This is a genomic window from Streptomyces sp. NPDC088915 (assembly GCF_044749825.1).
In the GTDB taxonomy this organism is placed as follows: domain Bacteria; phylum Actinomycetota; class Actinomycetes; order Streptomycetales; family Streptomycetaceae; genus Streptomyces.
Window position 1 is genome coordinate 165631 of sequence record NZ_JBIVIR010000014.1, and the last position, 14850, is coordinate 180480.

General features: G+C 75.7%; 13 protein-coding genes. 3 read left to right on the top strand and 10 right to left on the bottom strand.

All coding sequences use genetic code 11. The features are described from left to right. Positions 1 to 33: 33 nt before the first annotated feature. A complete protein-coding gene (locus tag ACIP5O_RS24905) occupies positions 34 to 777 on the bottom strand; it encodes a TetR/AcrR family transcriptional regulator (protein ID WP_401296816.1) in 744 nt (247 codons plus the stop codon). Between the two features lie 37 nt (positions 778 to 814). Here ACIP5O_RS24905 and ACIP5O_RS24910 point away from each other — a divergent pair, with 37 nt between their 5' ends. Then, positions 815 to 1255, top strand: coding sequence for a hypothetical protein (locus ACIP5O_RS24910; protein ID WP_401296818.1), 441 nt, complete (start codon positions 815 to 817; stop codon positions 1253 to 1255). 198 nt (positions 1256 to 1453) lie between these two features. Here ACIP5O_RS24910 and ACIP5O_RS24915 read toward each other — a convergent pair whose 3' ends face one another. The 5 genes from ACIP5O_RS24915 to ACIP5O_RS24935 all read right to left on the bottom strand — a co-directional run bounded on the left by ACIP5O_RS24915 (position 1454) and on the right by ACIP5O_RS24935 (position 7721). Then, positions 1454 to 2518: a PDR/VanB family oxidoreductase gene (locus ACIP5O_RS24915; RefSeq protein WP_401296820.1), complete on the bottom strand. Its 1065-nt coding sequence runs from the start codon at positions 2516 to 2518 to the stop codon at positions 1454 to 1456. Further along, entirely contained in the window at positions 2518 to 3402 is an 885-nt protein-coding gene (locus tag ACIP5O_RS24920; protein WP_401296822.1) for a metal-dependent hydrolase, read from the bottom strand. Before ACIP5O_RS24920 ends, ACIP5O_RS24915 begins: the two co-directional genes overlap by 1 nt. A gap of 145 nt (positions 3403 to 3547) precedes the next feature. After that, a complete protein-coding gene (locus tag ACIP5O_RS24925) occupies positions 3548 to 5722 on the bottom strand; it encodes a hypothetical protein (RefSeq protein WP_401296972.1) in 2175 nt (724 codons plus the stop codon). A 73-nt stretch (positions 5723 to 5795) separates the two neighbouring features. After that, the gene (locus tag ACIP5O_RS24930; protein WP_401296824.1) at positions 5796 to 6596 is read right to left on the bottom strand and encodes a tyrosine-protein phosphatase; all 801 of its coding nucleotides are present in this window, start codon (positions 6594 to 6596) and stop codon (positions 5796 to 5798) included. 123 nt (positions 6597 to 6719) lie between these two features. Next, a complete protein-coding gene (locus ACIP5O_RS24935) occupies positions 6720 to 7721 on the bottom strand; it encodes an NAD-dependent epimerase/dehydratase family protein (RefSeq protein WP_401296826.1) in 1002 nt (333 codons plus the stop codon). A gap of 250 nt (positions 7722 to 7971) precedes the next feature. Between ACIP5O_RS24935 and ACIP5O_RS24940 the strand changes: the two genes are divergently transcribed. Next, a complete protein-coding gene (locus ACIP5O_RS24940) occupies positions 7972 to 8610 on the top strand; it encodes a hypothetical protein (RefSeq protein WP_401296828.1) in 639 nt (212 codons plus the stop codon). Positions 8611 to 8662: 52 nt separating this feature from the next. Continuing rightward, a complete protein-coding gene (locus tag ACIP5O_RS24945) occupies positions 8663 to 10099 on the top strand; it encodes a PepSY-associated TM helix domain-containing protein (RefSeq protein WP_401296829.1) in 1437 nt (478 codons plus the stop codon). Positions 10100 to 10120: 21 nt separating this feature from the next. Here the strand turns inward: ACIP5O_RS24945 and ACIP5O_RS24950 are convergent, their stop codons facing one another. From ACIP5O_RS24950 to ACIP5O_RS24965, 4 genes are all read right to left on the bottom strand, one after another. Next, positions 10121 to 10678 (bottom strand): winged helix-turn-helix domain-containing protein, encoded by a 558-nt coding sequence (locus ACIP5O_RS24950; RefSeq protein WP_125665693.1) that lies wholly within the window; start codon positions 10676 to 10678, stop codon positions 10121 to 10123. Positions 10679 to 11040: 362 nt separating this feature from the next. Then, the gene (glnII, locus tag ACIP5O_RS24955; RefSeq protein ID WP_401296831.1) at positions 11041 to 12072 is read right to left on the bottom strand and encodes a glutamine synthetase; all 1032 of its coding nucleotides are present in this window, start codon (positions 12070 to 12072) and stop codon (positions 11041 to 11043) included. Between the two features lie 212 nt (positions 12073 to 12284). After that, entirely contained in the window at positions 12285 to 13439 is a 1155-nt protein-coding gene (locus tag ACIP5O_RS24960; RefSeq protein WP_401296833.1) for an ARPP-2 domain-containing protein, read from the bottom strand. After that, positions 13436 to 14830, bottom strand: coding sequence for a hypothetical protein (locus tag ACIP5O_RS24965; RefSeq protein ID WP_401296835.1), 1395 nt, complete (start codon positions 14828 to 14830; stop codon positions 13436 to 13438). Before ACIP5O_RS24965 ends, ACIP5O_RS24960 begins: the two co-directional genes overlap by 4 nt. Between the last annotated feature and the right edge of the window lie 20 nt (positions 14831 to 14850).

Here is a 14850-nt window from a genome sequence, read left to right on the forward strand (position 1 = left end):
CACGGTCCGCCCGGCGGTCTCGATCCGCCGTCGTCACGGGGTCCTCTGGTCGGGCACGGCGGGCAGGGCGTCCGGGGCGGGCCCGGGCGCGGGCACGAGCGAGACGAGCCGGGTCACCAGGTCCCCGAAGGGCCCGTCGGCCGGCTCGTCCGCCAGGATCCCGACCAGGACCTCCGCCGTCCCGGGGTCGTACGCGGCGCTCACCGCCGCGAGGGCCGCGAAGTCGTGCACGAGCTGCAACTCCAGCTCCGCGCGCGGCACCCGCCGCCCGTCCAGCCAGAGCAGCGCCGTCGACTCGGCGAGCGACACCCAGGAGCGGACCACCAACTCCAGGCGGGCCGAGGGCTCCTCGACCTCCAGGTGCGCGAGGATCTGCTCGTACGCGGCCTGCCGCACCTCGTCGATCATCGCGTTCGTCGTCGAGGAGCCGACGGCCGGACCGCCCCGCATCAGGGCCGCGAACCCGGGGCCGTGCTCGTCCACGAAGTCGAAGAAGCGGCCCATCACCCGCAGCAGCCGGGCCCCCAGCGGGCCTTGGGGCGGCTCCACGAAGCGGGCCGCCAGCTCGTCGGCGGCCCGCCGGAGGGCCGCCTCGTAGAGGCTCTGCTTGCCGGGGAAGTAGTGGTAGACCAGCGGTCGCGAGATCCCCGCGGCCGCGGCGATCTCGTCGATGGACACCTCGTCGGGAGAGCGGTGGCCGAAGAGTTCGAGGGCCACCCCGATCAGCTGCTGCCTGCGCTCCTCGACGCCCATCCTGCGGCGTACCCCGGTCGTCATGCGAACAGCCTAACGGCGTCCGTTACGCTCCTGCCCCATGAGCGCTGCCGACCAGGACACCCCGGCGACCGGGTCCCCGAAGGCCCCCGGGGCCCCGAAGACCGCCGACGAGCTCGCCGACCGTCCCGAAGACGGCCACGGGGGAGCAGCGGCCGCCGAACCCGACGACGAGGGGGACGAGTTCGACGACGAGTCCGCAGAGCCGGGCGGGCGGCCCGCCGGGGGCCTCACCCCCAGGCAGGCGAGGCGGCTGCGCGTCGCCGCCGCCTCCGTCCTCCTCGTCGCCCTCGCCGTGGTGCTCGTCGTCCGCCTCGCGAGCCGCACGTCCGTCCTGGTCGTCGGCGTGTACGGACTCGCCATGATCCTCTGCGGGATCGTGATCGAACTCTCCCGCAACGGCCGCACCCGGCTGGGCACGTGGCTCCTGGCGGGCGGCCTGCTCGCCGCGCTCGCCCTGGACTGGCTGGTCCTGCCGTAGGGCACGCGCACCCGCCTCGGGCCGCCGGGCCCGAGGTCCGGGCCGCGGGGCCCGAGGTCCGGGCCGCCGGGCCCGAGGTGAAGAACGCGACCGTCTTCTCCGGGGCCCGCTCGCCGAACCCGGTGTCCAGGCTCTCGGCGGGGCCGGTGTCCAGCTCCTGCGCCGGACGGCGTACGGCCACCTTCTCCAGGCTCCGCCCTAGAGGTCGAGCACGAGCCGCCTCCCCGCGCAGCGCGAGACGCAGATCAGCATCGAGTCGTCCCGCTCGGCGTCGGTGAGCAGCTCGTCCCGGTGATCGATCCCGCCCGCCAGGACCCGCTGCTGACAGGTGCCGCAGAACCCCTGCCGGCAGGAGTACGGGACGTCCGGCAGCTCCGTGCGGACCGCGTCCAGGAGCGACTGGTCGGCCGCCACCGCCACCGTCCGGCCCGAGCGGCGCAGTTCGACCTCGAAGGCGGTGCCGCCGGTCGTCGCGGACGCCGAGAAGCGCTCCAGGCGCGGGGTCCGGCCCTCGGGCAGCGCCGCGCCGACCGCGTCCATGAGCCCGTCGGGACCGCAGCAGTAGACGGCGGTCCCCTCCGGCACGTCCGCGAGGAAGCCCAGGTCGGGCAGGCCGGACTCGTCCTCGGCGACGACGGTCGTACGGCCGCCGCCGCCCAGGGCCCCGACCTCGGCGAGGTACGGCATGGTGGCGCGGCTCCGGCCGCAGTAGAGCAGCCGCCAGTCCGCCCCGGCCGCCTCGGCGGCGCGCAGCATGGGCAGGACCGGGGTGATGCCGATGCCGCCGGCCACGAAGACGTACGCGGGCGCGTCGACGAGCGGGAAGCGGTTCCGGGGGCCCCGGATCTCGACCTCCACGCCCGCGTGGAGCTGCTCGTGGACCTCGCGCGAACCGCCCCGGCCGCCCTGCCCGGCCCCGATCAGCCGGGTGGCCACCGTGTACGCGCCGGTGTCGGCGGGGTCGCCGCAGAGCGAGTACTGCCGGACGAGCCCGGAGGGCAGGACCAGGTCGATGTGGGCGCCCGGCTGCCAGGCGGGCAGCCCGGCGCCTTCGAGGCGCAGCTCGACGACGCCCTCGGCGGGCGAAGTGCGGCCGGCGACCAGGACCTTGCGCGGGACGGTGCGGCCCCGGCCGTACCCGGAGACGGGCTCGTCCAGCGCGGGCATCGGCCACAGCGGGGCGGTGGACATGCGGCGGCGGACGGCCCGGCGCACGAGCAGGGCGGCCCCGGCGGCGAGGGCGACGGAGGCGAACCGGGGCATCAGCGGCCCCCGTTGGCGCCGGGGGAGGAGGCGAGGTAGGCCACGGCCTGCGCGGTGTCGCCCTCCTGCGAGGGGTGGTAGGACCGGCTGAGGTAGCGCGGGACGGAGCGCAGCATGGCCGGGGTGGAGGGCAGCACGCCCTGCCGCCCCTTCCGCACGAAGTCCGCGAAGGAGGCCTTCGGGTCGACGAGGCTCGGGTCGTTCTCCAGGAAGAAGCGGATGCCCCGCTGCCAGAGGAAGACGAGCGCGCCGAAGGCGAGCGCCCAGGTGCGGGCGCGGCGCCGGTAACCGCCGTCCAGGTGTGTGAAGAGGTCGAAGGCGACCGAGCGGTGCTCGACCTCCTCGGCCCCGTGCCAGCGCAGCAGGTCGAGCATGGTCGGGTCGGCGCCGACCCGGTCGAGCGCGTCGGCGTTGAGGACCCAGTCGCCGAGGAAGGCGGTGTAGTGCTCGATGGCGGCGATCATCGCGACCCGCTCCATCAGCCACCAGCGGCGCGCCCGGCCGGGCGGCAGCGTGCGGTCCCCGAGCAGCTTCTCGAAGAACCAGTCGACCTGCGCGGTGTACGGCGTGGGGTCGAGGCCCAGCTTCCGCAGGTGCGGCAGGACGTCGTCGTGGGCCTGGGAGTGGATGGCCTCCTGGCCGATGAACCCGATGACGTCCTCGCGGAGCCGGTCGTCCGTGACGTACGGCAGCGCCTGCTTGTAGACGTGCACGAACCAGCGCTCGCCGGCCGGGAGGAGCAGGTGCAGCACGTTGATGGTGTGCGTGGTGAACGGATCGCCCGGGACCCAGTGGAGCGGCGTCTCCTCCCAGTCGAAGGAGACCTTGCGGGCCTTGAGCTCGACGTGCTCCGACGCCACCGGTGCGGGCTCCGTATGAGACATGCCGTCAATATACTGAGGAGTAAGCGACGGGAACAGGTGCGTGCGAGGCCTTTTTGCGGCAGCCCCGGCGGGGCGCGGGGCCTTTCCGCGGGCGGGCCGCCGGGGCCCGGAGCCTTGCTGCGGACCTGCCGCCGGGGACGGCCCCTCACCGCAGCGCGGTCGTCCGCGTCCCGTCCCGCAGGGTGCCGTTCAGGTCCGCCCGGGCCCCGGCGCTCGCCGGCACGGCGAGGACGGACCCGTCCGAGCGGCCCTCCACCCCGCCCGAGACCTCCAGGGACGCGAAGTCGGAGGAGCCCGCCGCCAGGACGTACCAACTGCCGCCCGGCGCCCGCCACAGGACGCCCGCCAGGACCCGGGGGTCACGCACGCCGCAGGCCGGCGAACCCTCGGAGCGGGCCGCGAGCGCCGCGGGCACCTCCGGAGACGGGACCAGGAACTGGGCGAGGACCCGGCCGCCCGTGCCCCGCCAGGTCTCCGCGCGCGTGCACAGCCAGGCGCCGAGCCCCGCGTCCTCCGGCAACGGCTGCCGGGCGAACCGCCAGGCGTTCACCGACCGCACCCCGTGCGCCCGCACCGCCGTCAGCTGGCAGGCCGTCCGCGCCCACGCCTCCCGCGCCTCCGTCCCGGTCGCGTCCGCCGGATCGGCCGGCCTGCCCCACAGGAGCCGGGCGGGCGCCGGCTCGCCGAGGTCGGTGAACAGCCGCGGGCCCGAACCGTCCCGCACCTGGAGCGCGTTCCACCGGGTGCAGCCCTTCGCCTGCGCCGGACTGGGCACCGGATCGGTGACGCCGTCCGCGTCCCGCGCCAGGACGTACGGCTCCTTCGCGGGCGCCAGCAGGTCCCGCACCGCCGTCTCCCGCACCCAGGGGGCCGTGAGGTAGCGGACGTTGCCCGCCGCGCGGGACACGACGAGCGCCGTCGAACCGACCGCGTCGGCCCCGTCCGTCCGCGCGAAGTCGAGCGCGACGCCCGCCGTCCCCCCGACCGGCTCCGCGTACCGCACGGCCCGCAGCCCGTCGTGGAAGAGCACCACCCGCGCCGCGTCCACCCGCCCCGCGAACAGCAGTTGGGGTGGCCCCATCGGCGGCCCGACGGGCGTCCCCGGCGTCGCGGACGACCGCACGGAACCCCCGGGCCGCGCCCATACGGCGAGGGCCCGCCGCAGCAGCGCGGTGTCCCCGGCCAGGTTCCCGCGCGCGGGCCACACGGAGAAGTCCTGCCGCGTCGACCCCGGCCAGACGGCGGGACCGACCCGCTTCACGGCCGCCGGATCGAGCGCGGCCTCGGCGGCGGGGTTGCGCGCGTACGAGGGCGCCGCGGCCCCGTTCCGCCCCCACCCGCCCCCGGGCAGCCCGAGCAGCGCCCCGCACACCACGAGCGCCGCGACGGCCGCGAACCCGGCCCAGACGTGCTGCCGCCGCCGCAGCAGATCGGTCGGCCGCGCCTGGAGCGCGCAGGGATCGAACTCGTCGGATTCGAGCAGGGCGACACCACCGAGGCGAGCGGCCCGGGGGCCGCTCCTACCGGGCCCAGCCCGCTCGCCGACCCTGGGCGGGCGGTCGTTCCGGGACGCCTCGCCGACGGAGGCGACGGGGGCGACGGAGGCGACGGGGGCGACGGAGGCGACGGGGGCGACGGGGGCGGCGGGGGCGGCGGGGGCCTCCGGCGTGCCCCCGGCGGGCCCGCCCTCCCGCTCCTCCACCGCGTCCGCCCCGTCCAGCACCTCCGAGGCGCCCCACGCCTCCACCGCCTCCACCGCGTCCGCCTCCGCCAAGGCCGCCGCCGGGTCCTCGGCGCCCGCCGCGGCCAGGACGCGGAGGACCTCCGGGTCGCCCTGGCGCTCCAGGCCGCGGAGCACGTACGCCGCGCGGCCGGGGCCGGAGAGCCGGGACAGGCGCTGGTCCAGGGCGAGTTCGTCGGCGCCGCCCACCCGGGGGAAGAGCCGCAGCCCCCACACGTGCGGCAGCAGCGGCGGGAACTGCGCCCGGCGCGGCAGCGCGAGCCGCCGCAGCGGCAGCCCGGCGACCAGGGCCTGCCGCAGCACCTCGCCCCGTACGTACGCGTACCCGGGATCGACCGTGTCCTCGGTCCGCCGGGGCCCCGGCACGGCGGGACCCGGCACCCGGCGGCGCGGCAGCGAGCGCTGGACGAGCGCGTGGGCGGTCAGCACCCGGCGGTTGCGGCCGAGCGCGGGCGGCAGGACGAGGTAGGCGATGCGGACGAGCCGCGGATAACGCTCGACGAGCGCGGCCTCGGCCTGCTCGACGTCGACGGGACCCGTGGGGGAGGGGTCGAGATCCTGGGTGCTCACGTTCAGCAGAACGAGCGATTCTTCCGATGGTCACCCCGGAGCGCACCGGCCCGCACCGGCCCGGGCGCGCCCCCGGGGCCCGTCAACCGCCACCCGTCGTCAACCGCTCCCGGATCCGCTCCGTCACCTCGTCCGGCACCCCGAGCCCCTCCCGTACGTACTTCTCCATCGACCCGTGCCGCACCGCCACCTCGTCGAGCGCCGCGTCCAGGTACTCCGGGAGCACCCCGATCATGTCGAGCGCCAGTTGGGGATCGCCGCCCTGGGCCGTGAACCCCTCGATCATCGGCGCGAACGCCTGCCGCACCGCCGGATTGACCGACAGGTACTCCTCCCGCACCGTCCCCTCGTCCGCCCCGAGCAGCGACAGGACGACCGTCGCCGCCCACCCCGTCCGGTCCTTGCCCGCCGTGCAGTGGAAGAGCAGCGGCCCGGCGTCCGGCGCGCCCAGCTCGGCGAGGAGGACGGCGTAGGCGGCGCGGGCGGAGTCGGCGGAGACGAAGGCCCGGTAGGTCCGGGCGAAGGCCTCCCGCATCCGGCCCCCGCCCAGGTGCTCCTCGGCCAGGGCCGGCTGGGAGAGCAGCGTCTTCAGGCGCGCGGCCGGGGGCAGCCCGCTGGTGGCCAGCCAGTCGGCGAGCACGTCCGCGACGAGCGCCCGGGCGCCGGCGGGCAGCCGGTCGGGCCGCTCCTCGCGCTCGGCGTCCGTCCGGAAGTCCACGACCGTACGGACCCCCAGGCCCGCCACGGCGGGATCGCCCGGGTCGAGCCGGTCGAGCTGCGCCGAACGGAACACGAGCCCCCGACGGACCGCCCGCCCGCCGGCGAGCGGCAGGCCGCCGAGGTCACGGAGGTTGGCGACGGAGACGGCGGGGATGACGGCCATGACGTCGACTCCTCCGGTTCGTACGGGTTCACGCGGCTCCGTACCGCCGCGCACCTTTCCCGTCGACCGTAAGCGATCACACCGGCACGGGCAGCTCCTGGTGGTCCGGGGGCCGCCGCGCCCTCACCCCCCGGCCAGCGCCGCCAGGACCTCCGCCTCGCGCTCCGGCGAGAGCCCGGCCTCCGCGCGGTCCGGCCGCTGGGGCGCGACCCCGCCGAGGGACTCCAGCCACGCCCAGGTGTCCGCGACCGTCTCCGCCACGGGCCGGCAGCGCAGCCCGGCCGCGAGCGCCCGGGAGACGTCGGCGGTGTGCATCGCGTCGTACGTCTCGCCCGGCGGCAGCCACACGGGCAGCTCCGTCCACGGCTCCACCCCCGCCGCGAGCAGTTCCTCCGGCGCAGTCCAGCGCAGCTCGGCGCCCGAACCCGTGGCCCGCACGCAGGCGCCGAGGAGCCCGCCCATGGTGGCGTGCCCGGGCGGCGCGACGAGGTTGTACGGCCCCGAGAGCCCGGCCGCCACCGCGTCGAGGGTCCACACGGCCAGGTCGCGCACGTCCACGTACTGGATCGGCGACTCCGCGGGCCCGGGGGCCAGGACCGGGCCGCCGCGCGCGATCCGGTTCAGCCACCAGGGGAGCCGGCCCACGTTCTCGTACGGACCGAGGATCAGGCCCGCGCGGACGAGCAGCGTCCGGTCGGCGCCGAAGGCGGCCCCGGCGGCGAGCTCCCCGCCCCGCTTGGCCTCCGCGTACGGCACGTCCCCGTCGTCCGGCGACCCCGACACCAGCGGACCGTCCTCCGCGAGCCCGGCCGCCGGGGGCCAGGCGTACACGGAACGGCTCGACACGTACGCGTACCGCCCGACCCGGTCCACGAGCAGCCCGGCCGCGTCCCGCACCGCCGAGGGGGCCGCCGACCAGGTGTCCACGACGGCGTCCCAGGAGCCCCCGGCGAGGGCGGCGAGACCGTCCGGACCGGCGGTGCGGTCACCGAGCAGGGACCGGACCCCCGCCGGGGGAGCGTGCCGGCCCCGGTGGAAGACCGTCACCTCCCACCCCCGGCCGAGCGCGGCCTCGACGACCGCGCGGCCCACGAACTCCGTACCTCCGAGCATCAGCAGCTTCATGATCCGAGCCTGCCCGGCCGCCCGGGACCGGACCAGCGATTCCGCTCCCGGAGGATTCCGCCGGGGGCGGACGCGCCGGGGCCGGACCGGTGGAAGGGTGGCCGGACCGGTGGAAGGGCGGTCTGTTCGGCCAGGTGGCGGGATGACACCATGGCGGACGATGACGGATGCCCGGTCGCCCCTGCGCGCCCTGCGAGCCGCACTGTTCGCGGTGGTGTGCGTGACTTTGGCAGCGGTGGGGCATTCGTCCATGTCTGCGCACGGGCTCCCGGCCACCGCGCTCCTCGGCGCCTTCGCCGTGACGGCCGCCGTCGCCTGGGCGGGAGCCGGCCGCCGCCGGGGCGCGCCCACGATCGCGGGCGCGCTGCTCACCCTCCAGGGCGCGCTCCACGTGCTCTTCTCGACGACGGGCGCCCACGGAGGGGCCGCGGCGCACCAGGGCGGGCACGCCGACACGGCCCACCACCACGCGACGCACGGCATGACGGGCGCGACGGGCATGACGGGCACGGGGGAAGGAACAACCACCGCCCTGGATCCGACCACCGCCCTGGACCCGACCATCGCCCAAGTCGTGGACTCCGCCACCGCCTCCGGCCCCGGCATGCTCGCCGTCCACCTCCTCGCCGCACTGCTCTGCGGTCTCTGGCTCGCCCACGGCGAGGCCGCGTTCTTCACGCTCGCCCGCGCCGCCCTCGCGCACGCCTTCACCCCGCTGCGCCTGCTGCGCGCGCTCGTCCGCGTCCCCGACGCCCCGCGCGGCCCGGTCCGCCGGGCGCGGCGGAACGCCCACCGGCCGCACACCGTCGTCCTCGCCCACACCCTGTCCCGGCGCGGCCCGCCCCGGCCGTCCGCACCCCGCGCCACGGCCCTCGGAGCACACGTCTGACCGGGGGTCGCTCCCCCCTGTCCGCACGTACCGAGAACCAGGACGGTCATCCGTGACGATCGACGATCCCGCACGCCCTGAAACACCCGAAACATCCGAAACGCCCGAGGCGCCGCCGTCGGACCCCACTCCGCCCGCTCCCCGCAAGCCCACCACCTGGAGCGCCCTGCGCCCCCTCCTCCTCCGCCTCCACTTCTACGCGGGCGTCCTCGTCGCCCCGTTCCTCCTCGTCGCCGCCCTCAGCGGCCTGCTCTACGCGCTCTCCTTCCAGGCCGAGAAGGTGGTCTACGCGCACGAGCTGGAGGTCCCCGTCGGCGACGCGACCCTGCCGCTCTCCCGGCAGGTCGACATCGCCCGCGCGGCCAACCCGGACGGCACCGTCACCGCCGTCTGGCCCGGCGCCGAACCCGGCGCGACGACCCGGGTCCTGATGGCCGACCCCGACGTCCCCGAGGACACCTCGCTCGCCGTCTTCGTCGACCCGTACACCGGGGAGGTCCGCGGACAGTTGCCCAGCTACGGCGGCTCCGGCGCCCTGCCGCTGCGCACCTGGATCGACGGGCTCCACCGCGACCTGCACCTGGGCGAGTTCGGCCGCAACTACAGCGAACTCGCCGCGAGCTGGCTGTGGGTGATAGCGCTCGGCGGCCTGCTGCTCTGGATCGGCCGGCGCCGGAAGAACCGCCGCGCCCTGTTCGTGCCGGAGGGCGGCCCGGCCTCCCGCCGCCGCACCCTCTCCTGGCACGGCTCGGTCGGCCTGTGGGCGGCGGCCGGCCTCGTCCTGCTCTCCGCGACGGGCCTGACCTGGTCGCGGTACGCGGGCGAGAACATCGGCGCCGTCCAGGACGGCCTCGGGGGCGCGACCCCCGTCCTCACCGCGACGGTCGGCGACGCGCCCACCGGCCACGAAGGGCACGAGGGCCACGGCGGCGGCGCCACCGTTCCCGCTGCCCAAGGTGCGGACGTGGGCGTGGACGAGGCCGTCGGGGCGGCCCGCGCGGCCGGCATCGACAGCCCGCGGATCTCGGTGGTCCTGCCCGCCGACGGCAAGGGGTACGTGGTCAAGGAGACCGACACGCAGTTCCCCCTGGAACTCGACTCGGTGGCCCTCGACCCGGCCGACGGCAGGGTCCTCGACCGGCTCGCCTTCGCGGACTACCCGCTGCTCGCGAAGCTCACCCGGATCGGCATCGACGCGCACACGGGCGTCTTCCTGGGCCTGTTCAACCAACTGCTGCTCGCGGCCCTCGCGCTCGCCCTCGTCCTGCTGGTCCTCTGGGGCTACCGGATGTGGTGGCTGCGCCGCCCGGGCCGCCCGGCCGCGCGCGGGGCCTGGCGGAAGGTCCCGGTCACCCTGCTGCTCCCGCTCGCGGCGGCGACGCTGCTGGTGGCCCGGTTCGTCCCGCTCCTCGGGATCAGCCTGCTGCTGTTCCTGGCCGTCGACCTCGCCCTCGCCCTCACCGCGAAGGCGAGGACGAGGGCGAGGTAGAGAACCGGCCGAACCGCCCGATCAGGGCGTGTACTTGTAGCCGACCCGCCGCACGGTCTGGATCGTGTGGCGGTGCTCGGCGCCCAGCTTGCGGCGCAGCCGGGCCACGTGGACGTCGACCGTCCGCCCGTCGCCGACGTGTCCGTAGCCCCACACCGTCGTGACCAACTGGTCGCGGGTGTGCACCCGGTGGGGGTGTGCCACCAGATGGGCGAGGAGCTCGAACTCCAGGTACGTCAGGTCGAGCGGCTGCCCGTCCACGACGGCGACCCGCTGGACGTCGTCGATGGTCACCGGCCCCCGCTCCTCGGCCGCGACGGGCGCGGTCACGGGGGAGGGGACGGCGGCCACGGGCAGGTGCGGCTGCTGGTCGGCCGGGACGAGCACGAGGTACCCGACCATCGGCGGGCGGCCCGGCAGCGTGGGCAGCGCGTGCTGCGGCGCGGGCAGCAGGGTGGCACCGGGCGGCAGGAAGTCCGCCACCTGGGAGAAGTCGACGACCTCGTTCGGATCGACGGCACGCAGTCGGTGCCGGCCGGGACGGACGGCCGTGAGGGAGGCGCTCTGGGTGTGGGCCATGGCAGGTCAGCTCTTTCGCGCGGAGAAACGGACGGACAGGCGTCGTACGTCGTGCGCGTCGGCCGAAGGCCGGGGATCGGACAGGGCCGATCGGGGCTTTAGAGGGCCGACGCGTTCCTCGCGCGGCAACACACCCGGTCGAAGTCGTGATGCTGCCGGGAAGGCCAGAACGGCTCGAGGTCGTGACGACCCGTCGCGGTGTCGTTCTGCAAGTTGGCCATATCCCTATTGAACCAGAAGGGAAACACCAGGACGACCCCCGGACGGGCCGAACCTGGTGTCATCCGTCCCACATGACGGAAGGGGCGCCCACCGTACGAAACGGTGGGCGCCCCTCCGGAAGACGCTCGGAGAGCCTCCGGTCAGACCTGGCCGGCCTTCGCCAGGGCCTCGCAGCAGGTGTCCACGATGAGGCGGGTCACCACGTACGGGTCGACGTTGGCGTTCGGGCGGCGGTCCTCGATGTAGCCCTTGCGCTCCTGCTCGACCTGCCACGGGATGCGGACCGAGGCGCCGCGGTCCGAGACGCCGTAGGAGTACTCGTCCCACGGGGCGGTCTCGTGCAGGCCCGTCAGGCGCTCGTCGATGCCGGCACCGTAGTTCTTGACGTGGTCGAGCGGCTTCGAGCCCTCGCCGAGGGACTCGCACGCGGTGATGATCGCGTCGTAGCCCTCGCGCATCGCCTTCGTGGAGAAGTTGGTGTGCGCGCCCGCGCCGTTCCAGTCGCCCTTCACCGGCTTCGGGTCCAGGGTCGCGGCGACATCGAAGTCCTCGGCCGTGCGGTACAGCAGCCAACGGGCCACCCACAGCTGGTCCGAGACCTCCAGGGGGGCCAGCGGGCCGACCTGGAACTCCCACTGGCCGGGCATGACCTCGGCGTTGATGCCGGAGATGCCGAGACCGGCCTTGAGGCAGTTCTCCAGGTGCGCCTCGACGATCGGGCGGCCGTGGATCTCGTCCACGCCGACGCCGCAGTAGTAACCGCCCTGCGGGGCCGGGAAGCCGTTGACCGGGAAGCCGAGCGGGCGGGTGCCCTCGAAGAAGGTGTACTCCTGCTCGATGCCGAAGATCGGCTCCTGCGAGGCGTACGTCGCGGCGACCTCGGCGAGCGCGGCGCGCGTGTTGGACGAGTGCGGCGTCATGTCCGTGTTGAGGACCTCGCACAGGACCAGGACGTCGTCGCCGCCGCGGATCGGGTCCGGGCAGACGAAGACCGGCTTGAGGACGCGGTCCGAGGCGTGGCCCTCGGCCTGGTTCGTGCTGGAACCGTCGAAGCCCCAGATCGGCAGCTCGTCGAGCGCCAGGCCCGCACCGGCGATGATCTTCGTCTTGGAGCGGAGCTTCGCGGTCGGCTCGGTGCCGTCGATCCAGATGTACTCAGCCTTGAAGGTCACGGGGCTCATCCTTAGGGCGCGTGGCGTGCTGCTGGGGTTTCCCCCGGCGCCCGGAGGCGGCGGGAGGGGCTGCCCGCGGCGGCTCGCGGCGCTGCGAGAAGCTGCGGTCTCCGCACGGCCCCGGCCGGGGCCGGACCGTACGGTTGCTTTCGGACCGCAGCTTCGCAACACGGGATTTCCCGTCGGTTGCCCGTTTGTGAACCCCGTGTTACTCAGCCTTCCCGCGCCTCCCTCGCCTTCCGTGCGACGACGTGGGCGTCCAGGAGCCCGCCCAGACCCGCCGCCTCGATCCGCCGCACCAGCTCGGCGTACGGGGTGCCCAGGGCCTCCGCGGTCCGCCCGAGGTGCCAGTCGCGGTCCGCGAGCCGGTGCAGCAGGTACCCCTTCCTGACCTGCTTCTCCGAGAGCCGGAAGGTCTTCAGATAGGCCGTCCGCCCCTTGTGGTCGGTGATCAGCTCCCCGATGTGCTGCTCCCGCCCGTCCCGCCCGAACGGCGGCAGGAACCGGTACAGGTCGAACGCCCCCGCCCGGTACACCCGCTCGAAGGCGTACGGGGTCTCCAGGAGGTCCCGCGCCATCAGCCCGTCGTGCGCCGCCGCCCAGGCCCGCTCCTGCCCCAGGGCCGCCGCCCGCAGGTCCGCGAGCGTGCGGATCCCGCCGGCCCCGTCCCGGATCCGCGCCGCGAACTCCGGCACCGGGGCGCCGTAGTGCGCGTACTGGTGGACCAGCTCCCCGTACAGGTCCTCGACGAGCGTCGGGTGCAGGACCCGGTAGTCCTCCGGGTGCGGCACGACGAAGGCCGCGGCCAGGGCGTCGGCCGCGTACACGAGCACCCCGCACTGGCCCGGGTGCAGCTCGAACACCCGCAGCGCCTCCCCGAGCCCCGGCACGTCCCATCCGGCGTACGCCGCCTCGGCGCGCGGCGAGAGCCCCCGCCGCACCGCCTCCCGGGACCAGTCGTCCCAGACCACGGACGGCCCGCCGAAGTGCAGCGCGAGATAACCCTCCAGGGCGAGGTGCAGCGGCAGGAACCGCAGCCGCCGCTCGCCCCGCCGGCGCTTGGCCAGGCGGTGGACACGGCGCACGGGCACGCACGGGGGCGCCGCGTCCCCGAGCCGGGTGCCGTACGCGGCGGACTCGCCGTCCTGCCCGGAGCCGGACCAGTCGGCGACGAAGCCGTGCGGGACGTACGAGGTGTACGCGGCCCGGTCGCCGAGCTCCACCGAGGCCGCCCCGGGCCCCTCGTACACCTCCCGGCGCAGCCGGAGGCCGGGGACCGGCTCGGCCCGCACGAGCGGCACGAGCCGCACCCCGCCCCACACCTGCGCGGGCCGCGCGTCGAGTCCGGTCAGATCGATCCGGGTCACCCTCCACCTCCCGCGAGGAACGTCTCCACCCGCCGGTCCAGATAGGCCCGCAGCTCCGCGAACCCCGTCCGCCCCTCCGCGAACTGCGCGATCTCCACCAGGGCCGCCAGGTCCTCCGCGTCCCGGATGCCGGCGGTCGGCACGCCGGGCGCGAGCCGGCGCACGTCGAAGCCCCCGGCGTCGTATACGGGGTTGAGGTGCACGACACCGGTCCGCCGCTCCGGATCGAGCCGCGTCCGCCACACCCGGAGCACCTCGCCCGCGAGCCCCGGCGGGGCGTTGTCCCAGCCGTCCGAGACGATCACGAGCCGCTCGGGGCCGCTCTCCAGGGCGTCCAGGACCCGCAGGCCGAGCGGGGTCGGCCCGTACGGCCGGACGAGCAGCGGATCGTCCCCGCCCGAGGTCCACAGCGGGGTGTACGCGCCCGGCGCCGCGAGGGCCTCCAGGAGGAAGTGGCAGCCCAGGGCCACGGCCAGCGGGCGGCGCCGCTTCACCGCCGAACCGGAGGACGAGAAGCTGTCGTCGAGCACGGCCGCCACCCGCCCCCAGCTCCCCGCGTGCGGCCCGGCCGCACGCCGGGCGGCGGCCCGCAGCGCCCCGGTCAGCTCGCCGCGCCGGGCGACCCGCTCGGCGAGGGGCAGGGACAGCACGTACACGGCGAGCCGGGTCAGCGGCATGGCGGACAGGTCACCCGCCGCCCCGGCCGCGCGCGCGGTGCGGAGCCGTTCGAACCGGGTCATCCGGGGCGCGATCCGCTCCAGGAACAGCGCGCGGGGCACCCCGTGCCGCGCGGCGAACCCCTCGGCGACGGTGAACGGCAGCTCGTACAGCGCGCCCTGTTCGTAGTGCGCCCGGCGGTGGGCGTCGAGCAGCGGGTGGCCGTACCGGACGCGGCGGCGGGGCGCGAAGAGGAAGTCCCCCGTCTCGGGGTCGGCCGGCGGCCCGTGGACGTGCCGGAGGGCGGCCTTCAGGTCGCCCCGGTACTTCACGGCGTCGAGCGCCGGGTCGGGGCGGGCCGCGAGCCACTCGCGCACGATCGCGCGCGTGCGCCGGTTGTTGACCTTGGCCGCGCGCAGCGCCCGGAACAGCCGGTAGACCCGCTGCGGCGGCAGCAGGGCGAGCCGGGCGGCGATCAGCCGTCCCTCGCCCGGCTCCGCCTCCGCCGGGGTGCGCAGCAGGTGCTCGACGACGAGGGCCGCGTTGTGGTCGTTGATGTCGAGCGCGAGCGCGGCGGCGTACACGGGCCGGTAGTTGACCCGTACGTACTCGTGGAGGAAGGCGAGCGAGAGCCGCTGCTCGCCGGCGGAGGAGCGGAACTCGCGCTGTCCGGTGGCGGTGACGGCGGCGTTCACGAAGAGGAGCACGTCCTCGGCGGCGACGAGCTCGGACACGGATCTCCCCCTTCTGGGCG

Excerpts from the sequence above, each read along its gene's own strand:
- ACIP5O_RS24905 (WP_401296816.1), bottom strand. The coding sequence starts at position 777 with ATGACGACCGGGGTACGCCGCAGGATGGGCGTCGAGGAGCGCAGGCAG.
- ACIP5O_RS24910 (WP_401296818.1), top strand. The coding sequence starts at position 815 with ATGAGCGCTGCCGACCAGGACACCCCGGCGACCGGGTCCCCGAAGGCC.
- ACIP5O_RS24915 (WP_401296820.1), bottom strand. The coding sequence starts at position 2,518 with ATGCCCCGGTTCGCCTCCGTCGCCCTCGCCGCCGGGGCCGCCCTGCTC.
- ACIP5O_RS24920 (WP_401296822.1), bottom strand. The coding sequence starts at position 3,402 with ATGTCTCATACGGAGCCCGCACCGGTGGCGTCGGAGCACGTCGAGCTC.
- ACIP5O_RS24930 (WP_401296824.1), bottom strand. The coding sequence starts at position 6,596 with ATGGCCGTCATCCCCGCCGTCTCCGTCGCCAACCTCCGTGACCTCGGC.
- ACIP5O_RS24935 (WP_401296826.1), bottom strand. The coding sequence starts at position 7,721 with ATGAAGCTGCTGATGCTCGGAGGTACGGAGTTCGTGGGCCGCGCGGTC.
- ACIP5O_RS24940 (WP_401296828.1), top strand. The coding sequence starts at position 7,972 with ATGTCTGCGCACGGGCTCCCGGCCACCGCGCTCCTCGGCGCCTTCGCC.
- ACIP5O_RS24950 (WP_125665693.1), bottom strand. The coding sequence starts at position 10,678 with ATGGCCCACACCCAGAGCGCCTCCCTCACGGCCGTCCGTCCCGGCCGG.